General features: G+C 40.8%; 16 protein-coding genes. 2 read left to right on the forward strand and 14 right to left on the reverse strand.

Going from position 1 to position 16,933, the window contains the following annotated elements; genetic code table 11:
* The 7 genes from TZ92_RS01460 to TZ92_RS01485 all read right to left on the reverse strand — a co-directional run bounded on the left by TZ92_RS01460 (position 1) and on the right by TZ92_RS01485 (position 2,383).
* On the reverse strand, positions 1-210 hold the full coding sequence (locus TZ92_RS01460; RefSeq protein ID WP_033630514.1) for a hypothetical protein: 210 nt from the start codon (positions 208-210) through the stop codon (positions 1-3).
* Position 211: 1 nt separating this feature from the next.
* Positions 212-415, reverse strand: a complete 204-nt coding sequence (locus TZ92_RS10155) for a hypothetical protein (protein WP_033630515.1) — start codon at positions 413-415, stop codon at positions 212-214.
* Between the two features lie 208 nt (positions 416-623).
* Positions 624-773 carry a hypothetical protein gene (locus TZ92_RS10045; protein WP_198921228.1) on the reverse strand — a complete coding sequence of 50 codons (150 nt, stop codon included), beginning with the start codon at positions 771-773 and terminating at the stop codon, positions 624-626.
* 2 nt (positions 774-775) lie between these two features.
* Positions 776-1,204 carry a hypothetical protein gene (locus tag TZ92_RS01470; protein WP_033630516.1) on the reverse strand — a complete coding sequence of 143 codons (429 nt, stop codon included), beginning with the start codon at positions 1,202-1,204 and terminating at the stop codon, positions 776-778.
* A gap of 104 nt (positions 1,205-1,308) precedes the next feature.
* A complete protein-coding gene (locus tag TZ92_RS01475; RefSeq protein WP_045594445.1) occupies positions 1,309-1,569 on the reverse strand; it encodes a hypothetical protein in 261 nt (86 codons plus the stop codon).
* Between the two features lie 11 nt (positions 1,570-1,580).
* Positions 1,581-2,183 (reverse strand): Rha family transcriptional regulator, encoded by a 603-nt coding sequence (locus TZ92_RS01480; RefSeq protein WP_033630518.1) that lies wholly within the window; start codon positions 2,181-2,183, stop codon positions 1,581-1,583.
* Between the two features lie 14 nt (positions 2,184-2,197).
* Positions 2,198-2,383, reverse strand: a complete 186-nt coding sequence (locus tag TZ92_RS01485) for a hypothetical protein (protein WP_000909283.1) — start codon at positions 2,381-2,383, stop codon at positions 2,198-2,200.
* Positions 2,384-2,523: 140 nt separating this feature from the next.
* On the opposite strand from TZ92_RS01485, the gene TZ92_RS09430 reads away from it, so the two are divergent.
* Together TZ92_RS09430 and TZ92_RS01495 are read left to right on the forward strand one after the other, a co-directional pair.
* On the forward strand, positions 2,524-3,141 hold the full coding sequence (locus TZ92_RS09430) for a helix-turn-helix transcriptional regulator (protein WP_050490608.1): 618 nt from the start codon (positions 2,524-2,526) through the stop codon (positions 3,139-3,141).
* Positions 3,142-3,318: 177 nt separating this feature from the next.
* Positions 3,319-4,485, forward strand: a complete 1,167-nt coding sequence (locus tag TZ92_RS01495; RefSeq protein WP_033630520.1) for a tyrosine-type recombinase/integrase — start codon at positions 3,319-3,321, stop codon at positions 4,483-4,485.
* A 319-nt stretch (positions 4,486-4,804) separates the two neighbouring features.
* Here TZ92_RS01495 and TZ92_RS01500 read toward each other — a convergent pair whose 3' ends face one another.
* The 7 genes from TZ92_RS01500 to TZ92_RS10015 all read right to left on the reverse strand — a co-directional run bounded on the left by TZ92_RS01500 (position 4,805) and on the right by TZ92_RS10015 (position 16,869).
* The gene (locus TZ92_RS01500) at positions 4,805-7,546 is read right to left on the reverse strand and encodes a Spy0128 family protein (protein ID WP_142320611.1); all 2,742 of its coding nucleotides are present in this window, start codon (positions 7,544-7,546) and stop codon (positions 4,805-4,807) included.
* 204 nt (positions 7,547-7,750) lie between these two features.
* Positions 7,751-8,479, reverse strand: a complete 729-nt coding sequence (locus TZ92_RS01505; protein ID WP_033630521.1) for an ABC transporter ATP-binding protein — start codon at positions 8,477-8,479, stop codon at positions 7,751-7,753.
* On the reverse strand, positions 8,479-9,486 hold the full coding sequence (locus TZ92_RS01510) for an ABC transporter substrate-binding protein (protein WP_033630522.1): 1,008 nt from the start codon (positions 9,484-9,486) through the stop codon (positions 8,479-8,481). Before TZ92_RS01510 ends, TZ92_RS01505 begins: the two co-directional genes overlap by 1 nt.
* 38 nt (positions 9,487-9,524) lie before the next feature.
* Positions 9,525-10,283 (reverse strand): ABC transporter permease, encoded by a 759-nt coding sequence (locus TZ92_RS01515; RefSeq protein WP_198921229.1) that lies wholly within the window; start codon positions 10,281-10,283, stop codon positions 9,525-9,527.
* The gene (locus tag TZ92_RS01520; protein WP_033630523.1) at positions 10,246-10,536 is read right to left on the reverse strand and encodes a thiamine-binding protein; all 291 of its coding nucleotides are present in this window, start codon (positions 10,534-10,536) and stop codon (positions 10,246-10,248) included. Before TZ92_RS01520 ends, TZ92_RS01515 begins: the two co-directional genes overlap by 38 nt.
* Before the next feature lie 276 nt (positions 10,537-10,812).
* A complete protein-coding gene (polA, locus tag TZ92_RS01525) occupies positions 10,813-13,446 on the reverse strand; it encodes a DNA polymerase I (protein ID WP_033630525.1) in 2,634 nt (877 codons plus the stop codon).
* A 129-nt stretch (positions 13,447-13,575) separates the two neighbouring features.
* Positions 13,576-16,869 carry an SIALI-17 repeat-containing surface protein gene (locus TZ92_RS10015; protein ID WP_033630526.1) on the reverse strand — a complete coding sequence of 1,098 codons (3,294 nt, stop codon included), beginning with the start codon at positions 16,867-16,869 and terminating at the stop codon, positions 13,576-13,578.
* Positions 16,870-16,933 lie beyond the last annotated feature (64 nt).

The following is a 16,933-nucleotide window of genomic DNA, read 5'->3' on the forward strand; positions in this document are numbered from 1 at the left end:
TCAGCACCCCCACGGTCTCGCCACTGCAAGCTGAATATATCGCCCATAGTCAGGGCTTAAATCCTCGCTAGGTGTTTCTATCGTCTGTTGGTTTTCTTGCTCGATTTGGGCGCTTTTTTTGCGGTCTCGGTGGTTTAGATAAACCAGTAAGCCAATCAACAACACCATAGAGATAACCGCCTGGGTGTTGCTTAAATCTAGTTCATTCATGTCATTTCCTCGCTTTGTAATTCTTGATGTATAACTGTTGTATTTCATGTTCCATTTTTAGAAATGCTTCCACTTCTTCTATGGATACTTTTTTATTGATAAAATCACTTATGAATTGGAATAGGTTTGGACTTTCTGCTTTAACCTCAGACATTAGATTGTCAAGGTCTGCTTGTGTATTTATTTCTAAGTTTGTTATTGTCATCTTTTGCTTTGTTATCCTTTTTCTTGCCGTTTCTTATACAGTATTAGCACCACTCCAAACGCTGGGCGATTGCCCCTAGTTGGCGGACGCATGTAGTGATGTTTCGTGGGTAATCACCCACATTTTTACTAAACAAGTGCTTAGAGTCGCCGTGTCAGCACTCATTTTTCAAAACCTTTTCTAATTGCTTGCCTGCTCTTCGGTTTTCTTAGTTTGTCTTTGTTTCGTTTTCGATTTGATCGCCTAATCTTTTCCAGGCTCTATCAAATTCTTCACGTTGAATTTCTTTGCTATGTAATTGCCTTGCTAATTCCATCCCTCTACGCATGAATCTAGCAAAATGTGTCTTTTCTTCCATCCCTAGCTCTCCATCATGTCATAAAGTAGGGCGTAGTATTTATCTGGAATCCTATCCAAGGCTTTCAGTCCGTCATGTTCTGCTTTTTGTCTAGTTTCTGCCTTAACCGTGCTATCAAAGGCAATAGAAAAGGCATTTAACATAGCCTTGTAGCGGTCTACACTCTTCAAATAGCGACCACGTTCCCCAAGTTCTTTGTCTTCCAGTTCTTCTTTTACAGTATCGTCCAAGAGTTCAAACTTAGTGTAAACTCCTTTTTCTACTTTAAAACCTAGTCGCTTGTTTTGTCTGAGATTGTAAAGATTAACCTTGCAACTATCTAGGTTACGGTAGCCTAACACTCCTGCGATTTCTTCTAAGTTTTTGCCCTCAAGTTCAGGCAATTTTTCAGCAATATCCTTGAATTTTACTGCTTGATGTTGTTTTCTCATTGTGTACCTTGTCTTCCTATGCTATAATCAAGGTATAGAAAAATTTCTATATCCTTAATCTTGTCGCTTGCTCGCTTCGTCTAAAATTTGAGCAAGTGATTTTTTTATTTTCTTTTTTCATGACTACTACCTGACTTGGGTTTATAAAGCAAGTCTTTACTTTCGATAAGATCTAGAATCCAACTGATTCCCTGTTCTACTGTTTCAAGAAATGCCCCCAGGTCTTCACTGTCCAAGTTCTCGTAGTTCATGCAAAGATATTCGGCTAGTTGTCTGTCTTTCTCAACTAGCTTTTTAAAATCCTTGGGATACTTAGGAATTTCTAACCCTTTGGCATTTGTAACTGTCTTAAATTCATTTTCCATTTTCTATACTCCTATACTTTAAAAATTAATTCCTTAATTTCTGAATACCCCCTATTCAAGTTAATCATAGCTATTGCCATATCTTCCAAACGTTGGTAGTTTGTCAGCTCTACACTTGTCAAGCCATCAATACCGTTCTTACTTTCTCGCTCCTTCATGAGTTGCGCTTTATTCTTCCCTGTCACTCCCTTTAGCAGTAAGTTTGTCAGAGTGCTATAGGCATGCTTGGGGGCTTTCTCCCATGTTTGAATAGCTTCAGTTAAGCTTTTACGCTTTGGCTTTTCCAGTTCTCTTTGAAGATAGCGTTTAGAAAGTTCATCACGCATTTCAAAGAAGGCTTTGACTAGGTTCTTCTTAAACTCTTTTACGGGTTCTGTATTTCGTAAGTAAGTGATCAGCAATGTTGCTTGTTGCTCGTTCAAAATATAATCCCGTACATTTTGCCCACTCTCTGAAGGTGAAATTTTAAATTGCACCTTTCCGAAGCTTTCAAAGTCCTCTCGGTGCTTATTCAGCAAAATCTTCAAATGTCTGTGCTTAATTTCAGCACATTCTGCTACGATACTGCTCAGTGTATACGGCTCTTTCTTGCCGTCCATATAAACCAGTTCCATTAGTTCGCTCCTTTCTAATAATCTTCAGCAAGCCACTGCATGGCCTTTTGGTAAATACTCGGCTTTACTTCGCCACCGTCTCGTATTTTTCGATAGGTAACCTGTGTAACTCCGATTTCTTCACCTGCTTGCTTAGCAGTCAGTTTCTTGTCTGCTTGCTTTCGGCGGATTGCTTTTGCTTGTGTTGAGGTAATAAGCAATGAAATTTCTCCTTTCCTAACTAACATTTTTGTTAGTTCTCTTGTAGTTTACTACATAAAATGTTAGTTGCCAAGAACTTTCTAACATTTTTGTTAATGATATTATTTTTTTATGATATAATTAATTCCGAGGTATTACAATGAATAGATTAAAAGAACTAAGAACTAGAGCAAATAAAACTCAGAAACAGTTATCTGATATACTCGGTGTTTCGGAAATGACTATCTCCCGTTGGGAAAAAGAGCCAAAACTTTCCATAAAACATGAGTATACTGTAAAGTTGGCTGAGGAGCTTGGAGTAACTATTCCTGAATTATTGAGTTATGATACACCAACATTTGAAGCAACAAAAAATGAAACAATTGAACTGCTAAATAAATATAGTAATATTCTTGAAGCTGAAAGAATAAATTTATCAGATTTGACTGAAGTAGAAGAAAAATTTTCTAAGACAGCCGGTAAACAAATAGCTTTAAATATGATTTCTGAAGCAAAATTAAAGAAAATTGAACAAGATATATTTGCAGATCATACATCTTCTCTTTTATCTACCCTATCAGATATAGAACGTACAAAGAAATACTATTTTGCAATAAATAGCTCTGGTATAGAAGCTATTGAACGTTTTTATCAAGCTATTGGTAATCTTCCGTTTATCTACTCTGAACTCTTGATTCACTTTGCAGCACTTTCACCTGAACAAAAGCAAGCTATATTGGAGACTGTTAAAAAACTTTCTTTAACTGACAAAAAATAAAACTCTTGGTAAATTCCATAAAAAACACCATACACACTTTATTCCTACACTGGTACATATTTTTTACCGTCTGACTGCTTAAAATCGAAAATAGGGGCATTCTCGTAGCTCCTCGCATGGTATAAACTCAAAACCTTTTCTAATTGCTTGCCTGCTGATGGAAAAAGGAGTAAAACCATGAAGATTACACAACACACGAAAAAAGACGGATCAGCAGTCTACCGCTCCAGTATCTATCTTGGTATCGATTCTGTAACTGGTAAGAAGGTCAAGACTACTATATCAGCACGAACAAAGAAAGAACTCAAAAACAAGGCCACCCAGGCTAAGGTAGAATTTGAGAAAAACGGCTCGACACGGAAACAACGCTCACATATAACAACCTATAGCGAACTTGTAGACTTATTTTGGCAAACCTACCAGCATACCATAAAGACTAACACGCAGATAAAGATAAAAGGCTGCTTAAATAATTACCTCTTGCCCTCATTTGGTACTTACAAACTAGATAAACTTACACCTGTCATTATCCAAACTCAGGTAAATAAGTGGGCGGATGAGTACAATCAGGACGGAACGGGGTATAAAGAATACAATCACCTTCATGCCTTAAATAAACGTATTCTACAGTATGGAGTTTCTATTCAAGCATTAGACAATAACCCTGCTCGTGACGTTGTCATTCCTAGAAAGATAACAAGAGATAAACAAGAAATTAAATACTTTCAAGATCAGGAACTTAAAAACTTCCTCTCCTATCTCGATAGCCTGGAGAATACCTTTGTCAATTTCTATGATACTGTGCTTTATAAAACGCTCCTAGCTACTGGACTGCGCATCCGTGAATGTCTGGCCCTGGAATGGTCTGATATTGACCTGCAGAACGGAACGATCGATATTAACAAAACACTCAACATTTTAAACCAGGTAAACAGTCCTAAGACAAAATCAAGCTATAGAGTTCTAGATATCGATCATAAAACAGTACTCATGCTTCGACTCTACCGAGCAAGACAAGCAGAAAACGGTAGAAACATTGGCTTAACCTATGAGAAAGTATTCTCTGATAGCTTTGACAACTATGTCAATACTCGAAAGGTTGATTATCGCCTACATAAACACTTAAAAAACGCTAACTGTACTGATTTAGGCTTTCATGCTTTCCGACACACTCACGCTAGTATCTTGCTTAATGCTGGCCTGCCATACAAGGAAATACAGACACGGCTTGGCCATGCAAAAATATCTGTAACTATGGACACTTACAGCCATTTATCAAAAGAGAACCAAAAAAGAGCAGTCTCATTCTTTGAAACTGCCCTCGAAAAAATAAAAAGTTCTTAAAAAAGTCCACAAAATAAAAAAAGCGACACATAAAACCCTTATGTATCAACGATTATAGAATGATTTCGGTATAATTGACTATTATACCGAAATTTTTGATTTTTTTAAAGGAAAAGGGAGCGAGTAAAATAAAATATTGTGAGATCTTCAACTTTAACCACCTTCATTAGACAGTTTACGTCTTGTGGAGTGATATAAACTAATAGTCTCAAAACAAAAAAAGCCCCTAGAAAACGAATTTTCTAGAGACTTTCTCTATCAAGTTTAAGAGAGAAGTAGAATTCTCACTTACCAAGTTTCATGTTTCTTCTACAAAAGCTTAAGCTTTACGTTTTACGAAGAATACCAATCCGCTCAATGCCAATACTACAAATCCAATTGCAGAAAGGATAGAGGTTGCTTCACCTGTGTTTGGAAGTTCAGCTTGACCTTTTTCCTCAGTTACTGGAGGTGTTGGTTGTGGATCTGGCGTTGGTGCTGGATCCGGTGTTGGTTGTGGATCTGGCGTTGGTGTTGGATCCGGTGTTGGTTGTGGATCTGGCGTTGGTGTTGGATCTGGCGTTGGTGTTGGATCTGGCGTTGGTGTTGGATCTGGCGTTGGTGTTGGATCTGGCGTTGGTGCTGGATCTGGCGTTGGTGCTGGATCTGGCGTTGGATCCGGTGTTGGTGTTGGATCCGGTGTTGGTTGTGGATCCGGTGTTGGTTGTGGATCTGGCATGTAGGTGTTCTTAAAGACACTACCTGCGGGGTATTCAACAGCCGCCTTCAAGGCGTTTGTTGCTGCATCTTTGGTTACTGTTACTTTTACAGTCTTTTCTGTATCGTAAGTAATACCAGTTGCTCCAGCATTCACTTCTTTTACAGTATAAGTATGAACACCTTCTGCATCATAGTTGATTACATTAAACGTTACTTTTCCAGCTTGGTTTGTTTTTGTATCCAGTTTGTTTGTATCTTCATACAATTCAAATTGGAATTCACCATCAACCAAAGCACGACCAGTCAATTCTTTCGTAAACTCAAGTGTTGCTGATGTAGCTGTTGGAGCCGGTGGAACTGGTGCTTTATAAGTGTTAGTGAAGACACGTTCTGCATCCGGATTTTCTACAGTCGCAACCAATTGACCTTGACCGTTATCTACTACATTCACTTTAACTGTGTAAGATTCAGTTGAGTAAGTCACACCTGACTCTGTTCCTGCTTTTTCAGTGATAGTGTAAGTGTGCTCTCCTGCTTCTGTGTAGTTGACGTTAAAGACAACCTCTCCTGAAGCAGTATTCTTAGCCGTAGCTACAACTACATCTTTATCTTTAACTGTTTCTTTCAATTCGAAAGTATAAGCATCAGCTACAAGTTCTTTACCATTCAAGACTTTCTTAGCTTTGATAGTAGCGCTTGTTTCAGCTGCTTTATAAGTGTTGGTGAAAGTAATGTTCTCTGCATCTGGTGTTGCAACAAGTTGACCTTGGCCGTTATCTTTAACGACTACATTTACTTCATAAGCATTCGGATCGTATTCAACTCCGGCTACATCACCTGCTTTTTCAGAGATAGTGTATGTATAAGTTTTTTCTTCTGTGAACTTAAGTTCTGGGAATTGAATCTTACCGTCTGCAGCGTTTTTAGCTGTCGCAACGACTTTGTCACTTTCTTTTTCTTTCAACTCAAATTCAAATTTTCCAGCTTCAAGGGCTTTACCGTTCAAGACTTTCTTAGCTTCAAGTTGAAGTTTTGCTTCTTTAGCTGCGTATGAGTTTGTAAATTCTTTCTTAGAATCTTCAAATTTGACGCTTGCTAATTTTTCACCCAAAACATCTTCTACTGTTACAGTTGCTTTAAGGACGTTCGCATCATAAGTGTATCCAGGTTTGTTATCATTAACTTCTTTAATGGTATATTTAAAAGTTCCTGCTTCTTTGTATTTGATTGCCTCAAACTTCACTTTACCATTTTCATCATTTTTGACAGTTTGTAAAACATTACCCTGATCATCTAGAAGTTGGAAACTAAATGCATCTTTTTCAAGAGTTTTACCATTAAGTTTCTTAGTCACTTCTAGAGCAACCTCATCCGATTTGGCACCTACACCAATACCGTCAGTAGTTGTAATTGGTGCAAAACCTTCAAATTCTATTGGTTGGGCTTCCTCGTTTGTAGTGACAGTTACATTGTTCAATACACGTTTAGTAACTGGATTGACTGGTTTAGTCAAACGAGTACGATACATGATATAAAGCCCTTTATGATCTAAGGTTCCATCACCATTAGGTGTAATTGAGAAATGGTTCTTATCTGTTACTTGGACATGAGCACTATCCAATTTTGTTCTTCCGTAACCATTTTCCCAGTCTGGGAAGTAGTAACCAGTGATTTCACTTGCAAGAACTTGTCCATCAGGAATAGTATCTTGGATATTTACACCAGTGTAAGATTTTGCATAGCGGTTAACACGGATACGCCAGTTTACATAGTTAGGATCGTCTGAATCTTGAACTCCCCATTTAGTAAATCCAGTTGGGTCAACGTCTGGAACGATACGAGTCAAATGATAAACTCCTGCACCAGGAATGTTGATTTCATATTCCTTATTTTTTTCAACATGGTCTGCCCACACTACAGTAAATGATGCAACAATTTGCTTGTTCTCATTAAACTTCTTAAAGTACTCTTCGTTTGTTACTGTAATCTTAGCAGTATTCGTTGCCTTCTCTGTTGTCAGTGTTGCAATCGTTTCACCGTTCGGAGCTTTTAAATCTGTAGTAGAATCTACTTCGATTTTAAACTCATTTGGAACGTGATAAACCATGAAATCACCGTTTTTCAGAGTTACATTATCTGGGAATGCGTAAGTTGTTTTAAGATAGAACTTACCTTCACCATATTTGGCATGATCGACTAATCGGTTCGTATTAATCGTCGGTTCTGTAGTCAAAGTGTACTCTGACTCAGTTTTTTCGGCAGCACTAACAACGCCATTAAGTCTTAGCGCAGGCAAAAAGACTGACACAACCAGTAGCAAGGCCATCAAGCCATGAAAGAGTTTACTAGTTCTCTTTTTCACCACATTATCCTCCTTATTGTCTATAATGGTTCAATTATATTATACAGATTCATGACAGAATGTCAACTAAAATTTATTTATTTTTATATTAACTTACTATTTATTTAAATATTAAGCCTAATCATGCATGTTCATCAGCTTTGAAACAATTAAATCCAAGCAAGGATTTCGCTTGTATTTAATATATAATAATTTCCTAAAGAGCTATGTGTTCAATCCCAATTCTGCTAATATTTGCCGTTTGTAGGCAATTTTTTGGACTTCCTTGTCTTCGTTCTGGGAACAATCTAGTTTAATTTCTGAAACAATTTGCCCAGGACGATTTTTCAAGATGTAGATGCGGTCGCTGAGATTGAGGGCCTCTTCGATGCTATGCGTGATGATCAAGGTCGTCAGCTGCAGCTGTTTGTGAATCTCCAGATACCAAGCGTGGAGTTCCATCTTGGTCATCTCGTCCAAAGCACTAAAGGCCTCATCCAAGAGAAAGAGCTTGTGCCCGAAAAGGTAGGTCCGGAGCAAGGCTACACGCTGACGCATCCCTCCACTGAGTTCGTGAGGATACTTGTCCCGTACAGCTGTCAACTGGAAGGTCGCAAGGATGTCATCCGCTCGGGCAATAGCCTCTGCCTTATTCACCTTTTGAATCAAGAGAGGCAGGATGATATTGCCAAGCACTGTCTTGTGTTCCAAGAGGAGATCCTTTTGTAACATATAACTCACGCGCCCCTTAGGATTTTCCTCGCCATCAAGGACAATTCGCCCAGACTGGACTTCTAAAATCCCAGCGATTAGGTTAAAGAGGGTGGTCTTTCCTACACCACTTGGACCTAGAATAGAGACCACCTCACCCGAAGTCACCTGTAGGTTGATGTCCTCTAAAATCTTTTCATCGCCATAAGCATAGCCTACGTGTTCAAGTCTAATTTCTGTCATTATTTTACAAATTCGTTAGTGAAGCCTTTGTCTGTCAAGTCTTCTTTAAGGATACCATTTTCTTTATCCCATTTGTAGAAGGCATTCCAGCGAGCTGCGTCAAATTGTCCCCATTTTTCCTTGTCACTTGCATATTCTTTTGACAAGTATTTTTGAGATTCGATGACAAAGTCACGTTTTTCTTTGAGTTCAGGTGCATTCTTGATGAGGATATCTGCTGCTTCTTCTGGATGTTCCATGGCATATTGGTAGCCTTTTTTGATGGCTTGGATGACTTTGCGAGCTTCTTCCTTGTTGTCTTTTAGATAGTCGTTGTTTGCAATGATAACTGGTGAGTAGTAGTCAAACTCCTTGACATAGTCTTTTAAGTACATAAAGTTAGCATCTACGCCTTGAGATTTGGCAAGGATACCATCCCAACCGTAGTAGATCCAAGCAGTGTCAAAAACGCCATTGGCAATCGGTGTAATCGAGTTTGAGTCATTGTTTGGTACTTTTTCGACCTTCTCGAAGTCTCCGCCTTGTGATTCTACCAAGGTTTTCAACATAGCAAGCTCCGTTGGGTCATTCCAAGTACCGTATTTCTTACCAACCAAGTCCTTTGGACTGCTGACATTGTCCGATTTATGTGAGATGATTCCAGATGTATTGTGCTCAACGATAGCTGCAACGGCAGTGATTCCTGCACCTTTTTCCAATTTCTTAGCCATGTAGTCTTGGAAATAGATAGCAAACGGCGCTTTGCCATTGATCACCAAGTCAGACGAGCTTTCTTCTGGTGGCAATTTCAAATCAACATCCACTCCAGCTTCTTTGAAATAACCTTTTTCCTTGGCAACATATAGCCCTGTGTGGTTAGTATTTGGCGTCCAGTCTAGGATAAAGTCAATCTTCTTGAGTTCTGCTTCTTTGTTGTCCTTAGAAGCAGTCCCTTGACCACAAGCCACCAGCACGACAGCTACAAGAGCTGTCACAAGCGTTAAAAACACTTTCCATGTTTTCTTCATCTTCATTTCCTCTTTTCTTTTTCTAAAACATCCTTATCTTAGGGACGTTTCCATTTAATCACATATTTTTCACTAATATCGACCAATTTCATACCCAAAAGGCTGATAATCGACACCAGAATAATAATGGCAAACATGGTATCATACTGAAACAGTTTCTTGGACTGAATCATGTAGACACCTAGTCCTTCAAAGCCTCCCAACCACTCAGATACCACTGTTGTGATAAAGGCGTAGGAGACACTGACCCTCAGACCTGCATAAAAGTAAGGCAGACTGACCGGGATTTTAAAATGCCACAGGATTTGCCAAGGCTTGGCTCGCATCAGACTAAACAAGGTCAGCATATCCTTGTCACAGTGCCTAAATCCATTCAAAATACTAACGATGATAGGGAAGGTTGTCGTCAGGATAATCAAGACAATCTTGGGCAAAATTCCATAGCCTAGCCACAAGACCAGGATAGGGGCTATGGCAATGGTCGGAATGGTCTGAACAACCACCATCATAGGGTAGATAAGATCATTGAGCCAAGTCAGACTGTCCATAAGCACCGCCATGATACAGGCAATCAAGACTCCCAAGACTAGACCTAGCAAAGCCACTCTCAAGGTCGCCCAGCTATGGTGCCAGAGAAATTCTCTATCACGAACAAAGGCCTGGAGAATTTCAAAAGGAGTTGGCAGAATAAACTTGGGTAAAAGTTTGAATATTCCTGCTAACTGCCAGATTGACAAGACTCCTAGAAAACCCAATAGACTAATGTGACGTCTCAGTATACTTTTCAAGTTTCTCATCAATACTTAAAATTTCTCCTACATTTATTTTGACATTGGCAAAGACATTATCTGCTTCCTGCCCTGCCACTTCAAGCGCTTCTTTGAGAATGCGCATGAGCTCATCAAACTCCCCTTCCAAGACTGTTTCAAATGGTGTCACCACCATGGTCACGGACTGAGCTTGCAGATAAGCAATCACCTGATCGATAATAGCAATTCGATTAATCCCCTGTGATAGGGGCAAGACTTGCAAGGCAATGCTTGCTTTCATAAAAACCTCCTTTTCTCAGGTTTCCTTTTGATAAAAAGAAAACCCCTTCCATATATGGAAAAGGTGCAGAATTCGGCTAAGTATCGTTCCCTACGCTGGCATTACCCAGATCAGGTGCGGTCGAAGTTTAACACTTCCTCTCAGACTGTACACAGACTCCCATATCTTATATGGACATATAGTAACGCAAATACAAGGAAAAGTCAAGGAAACTGCTTACAGAAAACTATGAAAAAGAGTTTGAAGGCAAATGCTTCAAACTCTTTCATAACTTTCTTATTTAGCCTCGTACCAGGTTGCTCCTTCATTCTCATCTGCGATAAGGGGAACACTGAGCTGGATGGCTTCTTCCATGGTTTGTTTCACCAGTACTTTGACGGCTGCTAGTTCTGATTTCGGAATCTCAAGGACAATTTCATCATGCACTTGCAATAACATCTTGGTCTGATAACCGCCCTCTACTAAAGCCTTGTCTAGCTGGATCATAGCAATCTTGAGGATATCTGCAGCTGAGCCCTGGATAGGAGAGTTGATGGCTGTCCGCTCTGCAAAACCACGAATGTTGAAGTTGCGCGAATTAATATCTGGCAACTCGCGACGACGCTTGAAGAGGGTCTCTACATATCCCTTATCACGCGCCTCACGTACCACTTCTTCCATATAGTTTTTAATACCTGGGAAACGTTCAAAATAGGTATCAATGTAGGCTTTGGCCTTCTTACGACTAATACCAAGATTGTTTGCCAAGCCAAAATCTGAAATTCCGTAAACCACTCCAAAGTTTACCGCCTTGGCATTACGACGGTCGTTTGGAGTCACATCTTCAGGACGTTCAATTCCAAAGACCCGCATGGCCGTCGAGGTATGGATATCTGCTCCCTCTTGGAAGGCCTTAATCAAGTGCTCATCTTTAGAGATATGTGCCAAGACGCGCAATTCAATCTGCGAATAGTCGGAGCTAAGAAGAACACTATCCTCCCATTCCGGTACGAAAGCCTTACGAATGAGACGGCCTTGCTCCAAACGCACAGGAATATTTTGCAAGTTGGGATCCACACTAGACAAACGCCCAGTCTGAGTCAAATCCTGCACATAGCGCGTGTGGATCTTGCCATCATCCAAAATCCAGTCCTGCAAGCCAATCACATAGGTAGACTGAATCTTAGCAATTTGACGGTAGTCTAGAATTTTTTTAACAATCGGAGCAATAGGAGCTAGACGCTCTAGCACATCCACAGCTGTCGAGTAACCTGTCTTGGTTTTCTTGGTGTACTCTAGAGGAAGACCCAGTTTTTCAAAGAGAAGGACCCCCAACTGTTTAGGGGAGTTGATATTAAATTCCTCACCAGCCAGTTCGTAAATCTCTTGGGTGAGTTGCTCAATGACGACCTCATTTTCAGCCTGCATCTCAAGCAGGGTTTCTTTTTTGACCTTGATCCCAGCGATTTCCATCTTGGCAAGGACAAAAGCCAGAGGTTGCTCCATGTCATAGAGAAGATCTAACTGCCCATGTTCACTGAGTTTTTCAAGTAAAACCGGCTCAGTCTCAACCAATACTGCAACCTTGCGAGCTAGGTGTTCCAAGAATTTCTCTCTCTCAGGGATAGCTTTCTTGACCCCCTTACCGTAGAAAGTCTCATCATCGACCAAGTATGTTTGACCGTAGAGATTCGCAATGGTTGAGATTTCATTGTTCTCAACTGTTGAGAGTAAGTATTTTGCCAAGCGACTGTCAAAAGCAGGTGCCTGCAGGTTCAAGCCCAAGCGATTTAAAAGAACCTTCGCTTTCTTAAAGTCATACACTTTCAGAGGTGTTTTTTCTAAAAATTCCTTGAAAATCGGCTCCTGCAAGAGCTCAAGTTTATCTGTAGCGTAAAGTTTATCCCCACAAGACCAAGCAAAACCAACCAAGTCATCTGTATGGTAGTTTTCACCAAAGAGTTCAAAGTGGAAGATAGAGTCTGCGCTCAACATGTCTTGACTGACTTGGTCAACGATAGTGAAATCCAAACTTTCAGGCGCATCCGTTGATGACACATTTAAAGCTTGTTTGAGCTGTTTGAAGCCCATCTGATCGTAGAATTTTCCGAGATTTTCCACATCTGGACCATTATAAACCAAATCATCTAGTCCAATCTCAATCGGTGCCTGAGTCTCAATGGTCGCTAGTGTTTTCGATAAGAAGGCCTGTTCCTTGTCATTGATGAGATTTTCCTTCATCTTAGAAGCCTTCATCCCATCGATATTTTCATAAATACCCTCAAGCGAACCATGCTCCAGCAAGAGCTTGATACCCGTCTTTTCACCAATCTTAGTAACACCAGGGATATTATCAGACTTATCCCCCATGAGGGCCTTAAGATCAATGAACTGAGCTGGTGTGAGGCCCATTTTTTCCATGAGATAGTCTGGCGTAAAGGCCTCAAACTCAGCCACACCTTTCTTGGAAATCTCGACCACCGTATGCTCATCCGTCAACTGGATCAAATCCTTATCTCCGCTAACGATTGTCACATCAAAAGAATCCTTCTCAGCCAAACGGCCTAAAGTCCCGATGATATCATCCGCTTCATACTGGGCCAACTCATAATGGCGAATCCCAAGATGGTCTAACAACTCACGAATGAAAGGAAATTGCTCACGAAACTCATCTGGAGTTTTAGCACGGCCACCCTTGTAGTCTGCATACATCTCTGTTCGGAAAGTCGTCTTGCCTGCATCAAAGGCTACCAAAACATGACTGGGCTCAACCCGTTCTAAGACATGATTCAACATGAGTTGAAAGCCATAGATTGCATTGGTATGAAGACCATTAGCATTTTTAAAACGATCCAACTGCTGATAGAGCGCAAAAAAAGCTCGAAAAGCAACAGAAGATCCATCAATTAATAATAATTTTTTCTTGTCCATACACCCATTATAAAGGAAAGCAAGGAAAAATACCATCGGAAAGAGCTGAAAAACGTGGACTTGTCCCTATTTCACCATAAAAAAGAAAAGGACTATTCAAATCCTTTTCTTTTATTGATTTCATGCGATTTATTTGTTCAATTTTCTCTTTGCAAATGGTAGCAAACCAAGAAGGAGACCAACAAATCCTAGTGATGCGACTGCTGAAGCATCTTTACTTCCTGTATTTGGAAGGAGTTGCTCATCTGTTGCTGCAGGCGCTTTGTAGGTACGATCTTGTTCAGTTCCAAGAGTAGGGTTTGTAGCCAAAGGAGCTACACTGCCAGTATATTCTAGAACTTCGTTTACTGCTGGTTCAATCTTTTCAGCGTAGGCTGGAATACTGGCTACTGCTGGGGAACCACTTTCTCCATAAGCTGGAACATTGGCTAGGGCTGGAGCGCCACTTTCTGCATAAGGCAGAGCATTATTTACTACTGGGGTACCACTTTCTCCGTAAACTGGAACATTTGCTACGGCTGGGGCGCCACTTTCTGCATAAGGCAGAGTGTTGTTTACTATTGGTGTACCGCTTTCTCCGTAAGCTGGAACATTTGCTACGGCTGGAGCACCACTTTCGCCATAAGGCAGAGTGTTGTTTACTATTGGTGTTCCACTTTCTCCGTAAGCTGGAATATTCGCTACGGCTGGAGCGCCACTTTCTGCATAGGCTGGGAGTTCATTTACAGCAGCTTCTACCGCATTTGCACCTTTGTTGTATTCTGGCAACTCTGCAGTTGCAGCTTCTACTGCGTTCATCCCACCTTTAAAGTCTTCAATTTCAAGAACAGCTGACATAACACTACTTAGAGTCTTAATAGCATCCTCATAGTCTGCTAAAGCTTGTTGCAAGTCTTTTACTTGACTATTTTTGTCACCAGAAACTTGCAAACTTGACAATTGCACTTTAATCTTAGCAACTTGCTCTTCTAATTTACTTAGCTCAAGTTTTTTCGCATTACTATTTTCTTCTGCTGCTTCCTTGTCTGCTGCAGCGAGTTTAGCTTGGTCTTGGCTTGAGAAATCTTCTTGACTCAGCGCTTCGGCCGGTGTCACCTGATCGCTGTCTTCTGCCAAGAAATCATCTAACAAATCTGATGCTTCGATGTCACCTTCTTCGATGGCTTTCAAGATAGCATCCTTACCAATCAGTTCTTTAGCTGCCTTAATAGCTGCTTCCTTATCAGTGATAGTAGCATCTTTGTTGATGTCGTCGATTGTCTCTTTTTCAATTTTTTCTAAGGCAGCGATTAAATCTGAGCGAACTTTTGCTGCTTCTTCCGCCGCTTCCTTATCTGCCGTAGCAAGTTTAGCTTGGTCTTGGCTTGAGAAATCTTCTTGACTCAGCGCTTCGGCCGGTGTTACCTGATCGCTGTCTTCTGCCAAGAAATCTGCCAGTAAGTCGGACGCTTCGATGTCACCTTCTTCGATAGCTTTCAAGATGCCGTCCTTGCCAATCACTTCTTTAGCTGCCTTAATCGCTGCTTCTTTATCAGTGATAGTGGCATCCTTATTGATGTCGTCGATGGTTGATTTTTCGATTTTTTCTAGGGTAGCGATTAAATCTGAGCGAACTTTTGCTGCTTCTTCCGCTGCTTCCTTGTCGGCTTTAGCGAGTTTAGCTTGGTCTTGGCTTGAAAGTTGAGATTGAGTTTTTGCTTCGGCTGGTGTTACCTGATCGCTGTCTTCTGCCAAGAAATCTGCCAGTAAGTCGGACGCTTCGATATCGCCTTCTTCAATGGCTTTCAAGATAGCGTCCTTGCCAATTACTTCTTTAGCTGCCTTAATCGCAGCTTCTTTATCGGTAATAGAGGCGTCTTTATTGATGTCCTCGATTGTGGATTGTTCAATACCCTCAAGGGTTGTCAACAATTCGCTGTGGGCTTTGTCTTCTGCTGCCTGCTTTACTTCTTCCTCTTTCTTAGCTTCCTCAGCTGCTTCCTTGTCCGCTGCAGCGAGTTTAACTTGGTCTTGGCTTGAAAGTTGTGATTGGGTCTTCGCTTCAGCTGGGGTGACCTGATCACTTTCCTCTGCCAAGAAATCAGCTAGCAAGTCTGACGCGTCAAGATCACCTTCTTCAATGGCTTTCAAGATAGCATCCTTGCCAATCAGTTCTTTAGCTGCCTTAATCGCAGCTTCCTTATCAGAAATAGAGGCGTCCTTGTTGATGTCTTCGATGGTTGATTGTTCGATACCCTCAAGGGTTGTCAACAATTCGCTGTGGGCTTTGGCTTCCTCAGCTGCTTCCTTATCTGCTGCAGCGAGTTTGGCTTGAACTTGGTTAGAAAGTTGTGATTGAGTCTTCGCTTCGGCTGGGGTGACCTGATCGCTTTCCCCTGCCAAGAGGTCAGCTAACAAGTCTGACGCGTCAAGGTCACCTTCTTCGATAGCTTTCAAGACGGCGTCCTTACCAATTACTTCTTTAGCTGCCTTAATCGCTGCTTCCTTATCAGTGATAGAAGCATCCTTGTTCAGGTCATCAATTGTCTCTTGTTCAATTTTTTCTAAGGTAGCGAGTAAATCTGAACGAACTTTAGCGGCCTCAACCTGGGCATCTTTATCAGCTTCATCTAACTTAGCTTGGTCTTCATCTGTGAATTCTGATACAGGTTCAGCTACTGTTTTGTGCTCGCTCGTATCTGCTGGCCAATCTACAATAACATCACCAATCTCCAAATCCTCATCTGCAATAGCCTTCAGAAGATCTTCTTTACCAATCTCTTCCTTAGCTGCCTTAATTGCTGCTTCCTTGTCTATAATAGAGGTGTCTTTCTTAATCTCTTCAATTACAGAATTTTCAAGATCTTCTATAGCTTGCAATAAAGCTCCTATAGCTTGAGAAACTTGCTCTCTCGCATCTTTTTCTGCTTGATCTAGCAGTGCCATCTCCTCAGCAGACAACTGTTTATTTGTTTTCGCTTCAGGACCTGTTACCACTGGTTTATCTTCTGCACCTTCTGGTAATTCAGCGATAATATTGTCTAAACTGAGCTCTCCAGACTCAAGGGTATCTGAAATATACAGCTTACCGATATATTCCTTCACAGCCTTAACTGCAGCTTCTTTGTCCTCAATCGCTTCCTTATCCTCGATATCACTGATAGCCTGCTCTTCTAACTCATCCAAAGCCTGCATCAATTCTTCTTTGGTCATCTTGGCTAGACTTGTTGCTTCAGGATTAGCTGGACTAGCGTTTTCTAATCCCTTTTCAGTTTGATCACTCCTCTCACCTTCTGGCGCAGTTTGTGGTTGTGTGGGAATCGCTGCCTGCTCCTCTACTTTTCCCCCATCTGCCTTAACTACTGAAGGTTGTGAAACGAATACACCAGCTCCCAGAACAGCTGCACTTGCTAAACTCGTTAAAATAACTTTCTTCTTGCCCATTAGAAAACGCCCCTCTTTTTACTTTTTGTAATTATTATATTATATTGTACATTCTTCGTCAACT

This window comes from Streptococcus oralis subsp. oralis, assembly GCF_000960035.1.
In the GTDB taxonomy this organism is placed as follows: Bacteria; Bacillota; Bacilli; order Lactobacillales; family Streptococcaceae; genus Streptococcus; species Streptococcus oralis_G.

Excerpts from the sequence above, each read along its gene's own strand:
- TZ92_RS01460 (WP_033630514.1), bottom strand. The coding sequence starts at position 210 with ATGAATGAACTAGATTTAAGCAACACCCAGGCGGTTATCTCTATGGTG.
- TZ92_RS10155 (WP_033630515.1), bottom strand. The coding sequence starts at position 415 with ATGACAATAACAAACTTAGAAATAAATACACAAGCAGACCTTGACAAT.
- TZ92_RS10045 (WP_198921228.1), bottom strand. The coding sequence starts at position 773 with ATGGAAGAAAAGACACATTTTGCTAGATTCATGCGTAGAGGGATGGAA.
- TZ92_RS01470 (WP_033630516.1), bottom strand. The coding sequence starts at position 1,204 with ATGAGAAAACAACATCAAGCAGTAAAATTCAAGGATATTGCTGAAAAA.
- TZ92_RS01475 (WP_045594445.1), bottom strand. The coding sequence starts at position 1,569 with ATGGAAAATGAATTTAAGACAGTTACAAATGCCAAAGGGTTAGAAATT.
- TZ92_RS01480 (WP_033630518.1), bottom strand. The coding sequence starts at position 2,183 with ATGGAACTGGTTTATATGGACGGCAAGAAAGAGCCGTATACACTGAGC.
- TZ92_RS09430 (WP_050490608.1), top strand. The coding sequence starts at position 2,524 with ATGAATAGATTAAAAGAACTAAGAACTAGAGCAAATAAAACTCAGAAA.
- TZ92_RS01495 (WP_033630520.1), top strand. The coding sequence starts at position 3,319 with ATGAAGATTACACAACACACGAAAAAAGACGGATCAGCAGTCTACCGC.
- TZ92_RS01505 (WP_033630521.1), bottom strand. The coding sequence starts at position 8,479 with ATGACAGAAATTAGACTTGAACACGTAGGCTATGCTTATGGCGATGAA.
- TZ92_RS01510 (WP_033630522.1), bottom strand. The coding sequence starts at position 9,486 with ATGAAGAAAACATGGAAAGTGTTTTTAACGCTTGTGACAGCTCTTGTA.
- TZ92_RS01515 (WP_198921229.1), bottom strand. The coding sequence starts at position 10,283 with ATGAGAAACTTGAAAAGTATACTGAGACGTCACATTAGTCTATTGGGT.
- TZ92_RS01520 (WP_033630523.1), bottom strand. The coding sequence starts at position 10,536 with ATGAAAGCAAGCATTGCCTTGCAAGTCTTGCCCCTATCACAGGGGATT.
- polA (WP_033630525.1), bottom strand. The coding sequence starts at position 13,446 with ATGGACAAGAAAAAATTATTATTAATTGATGGATCTTCTGTTGCTTTT.
- TZ92_RS10015 (WP_033630526.1), bottom strand. The coding sequence starts at position 16,869 with ATGGGCAAGAAGAAAGTTATTTTAACGAGTTTAGCAAGTGCAGCTGTT.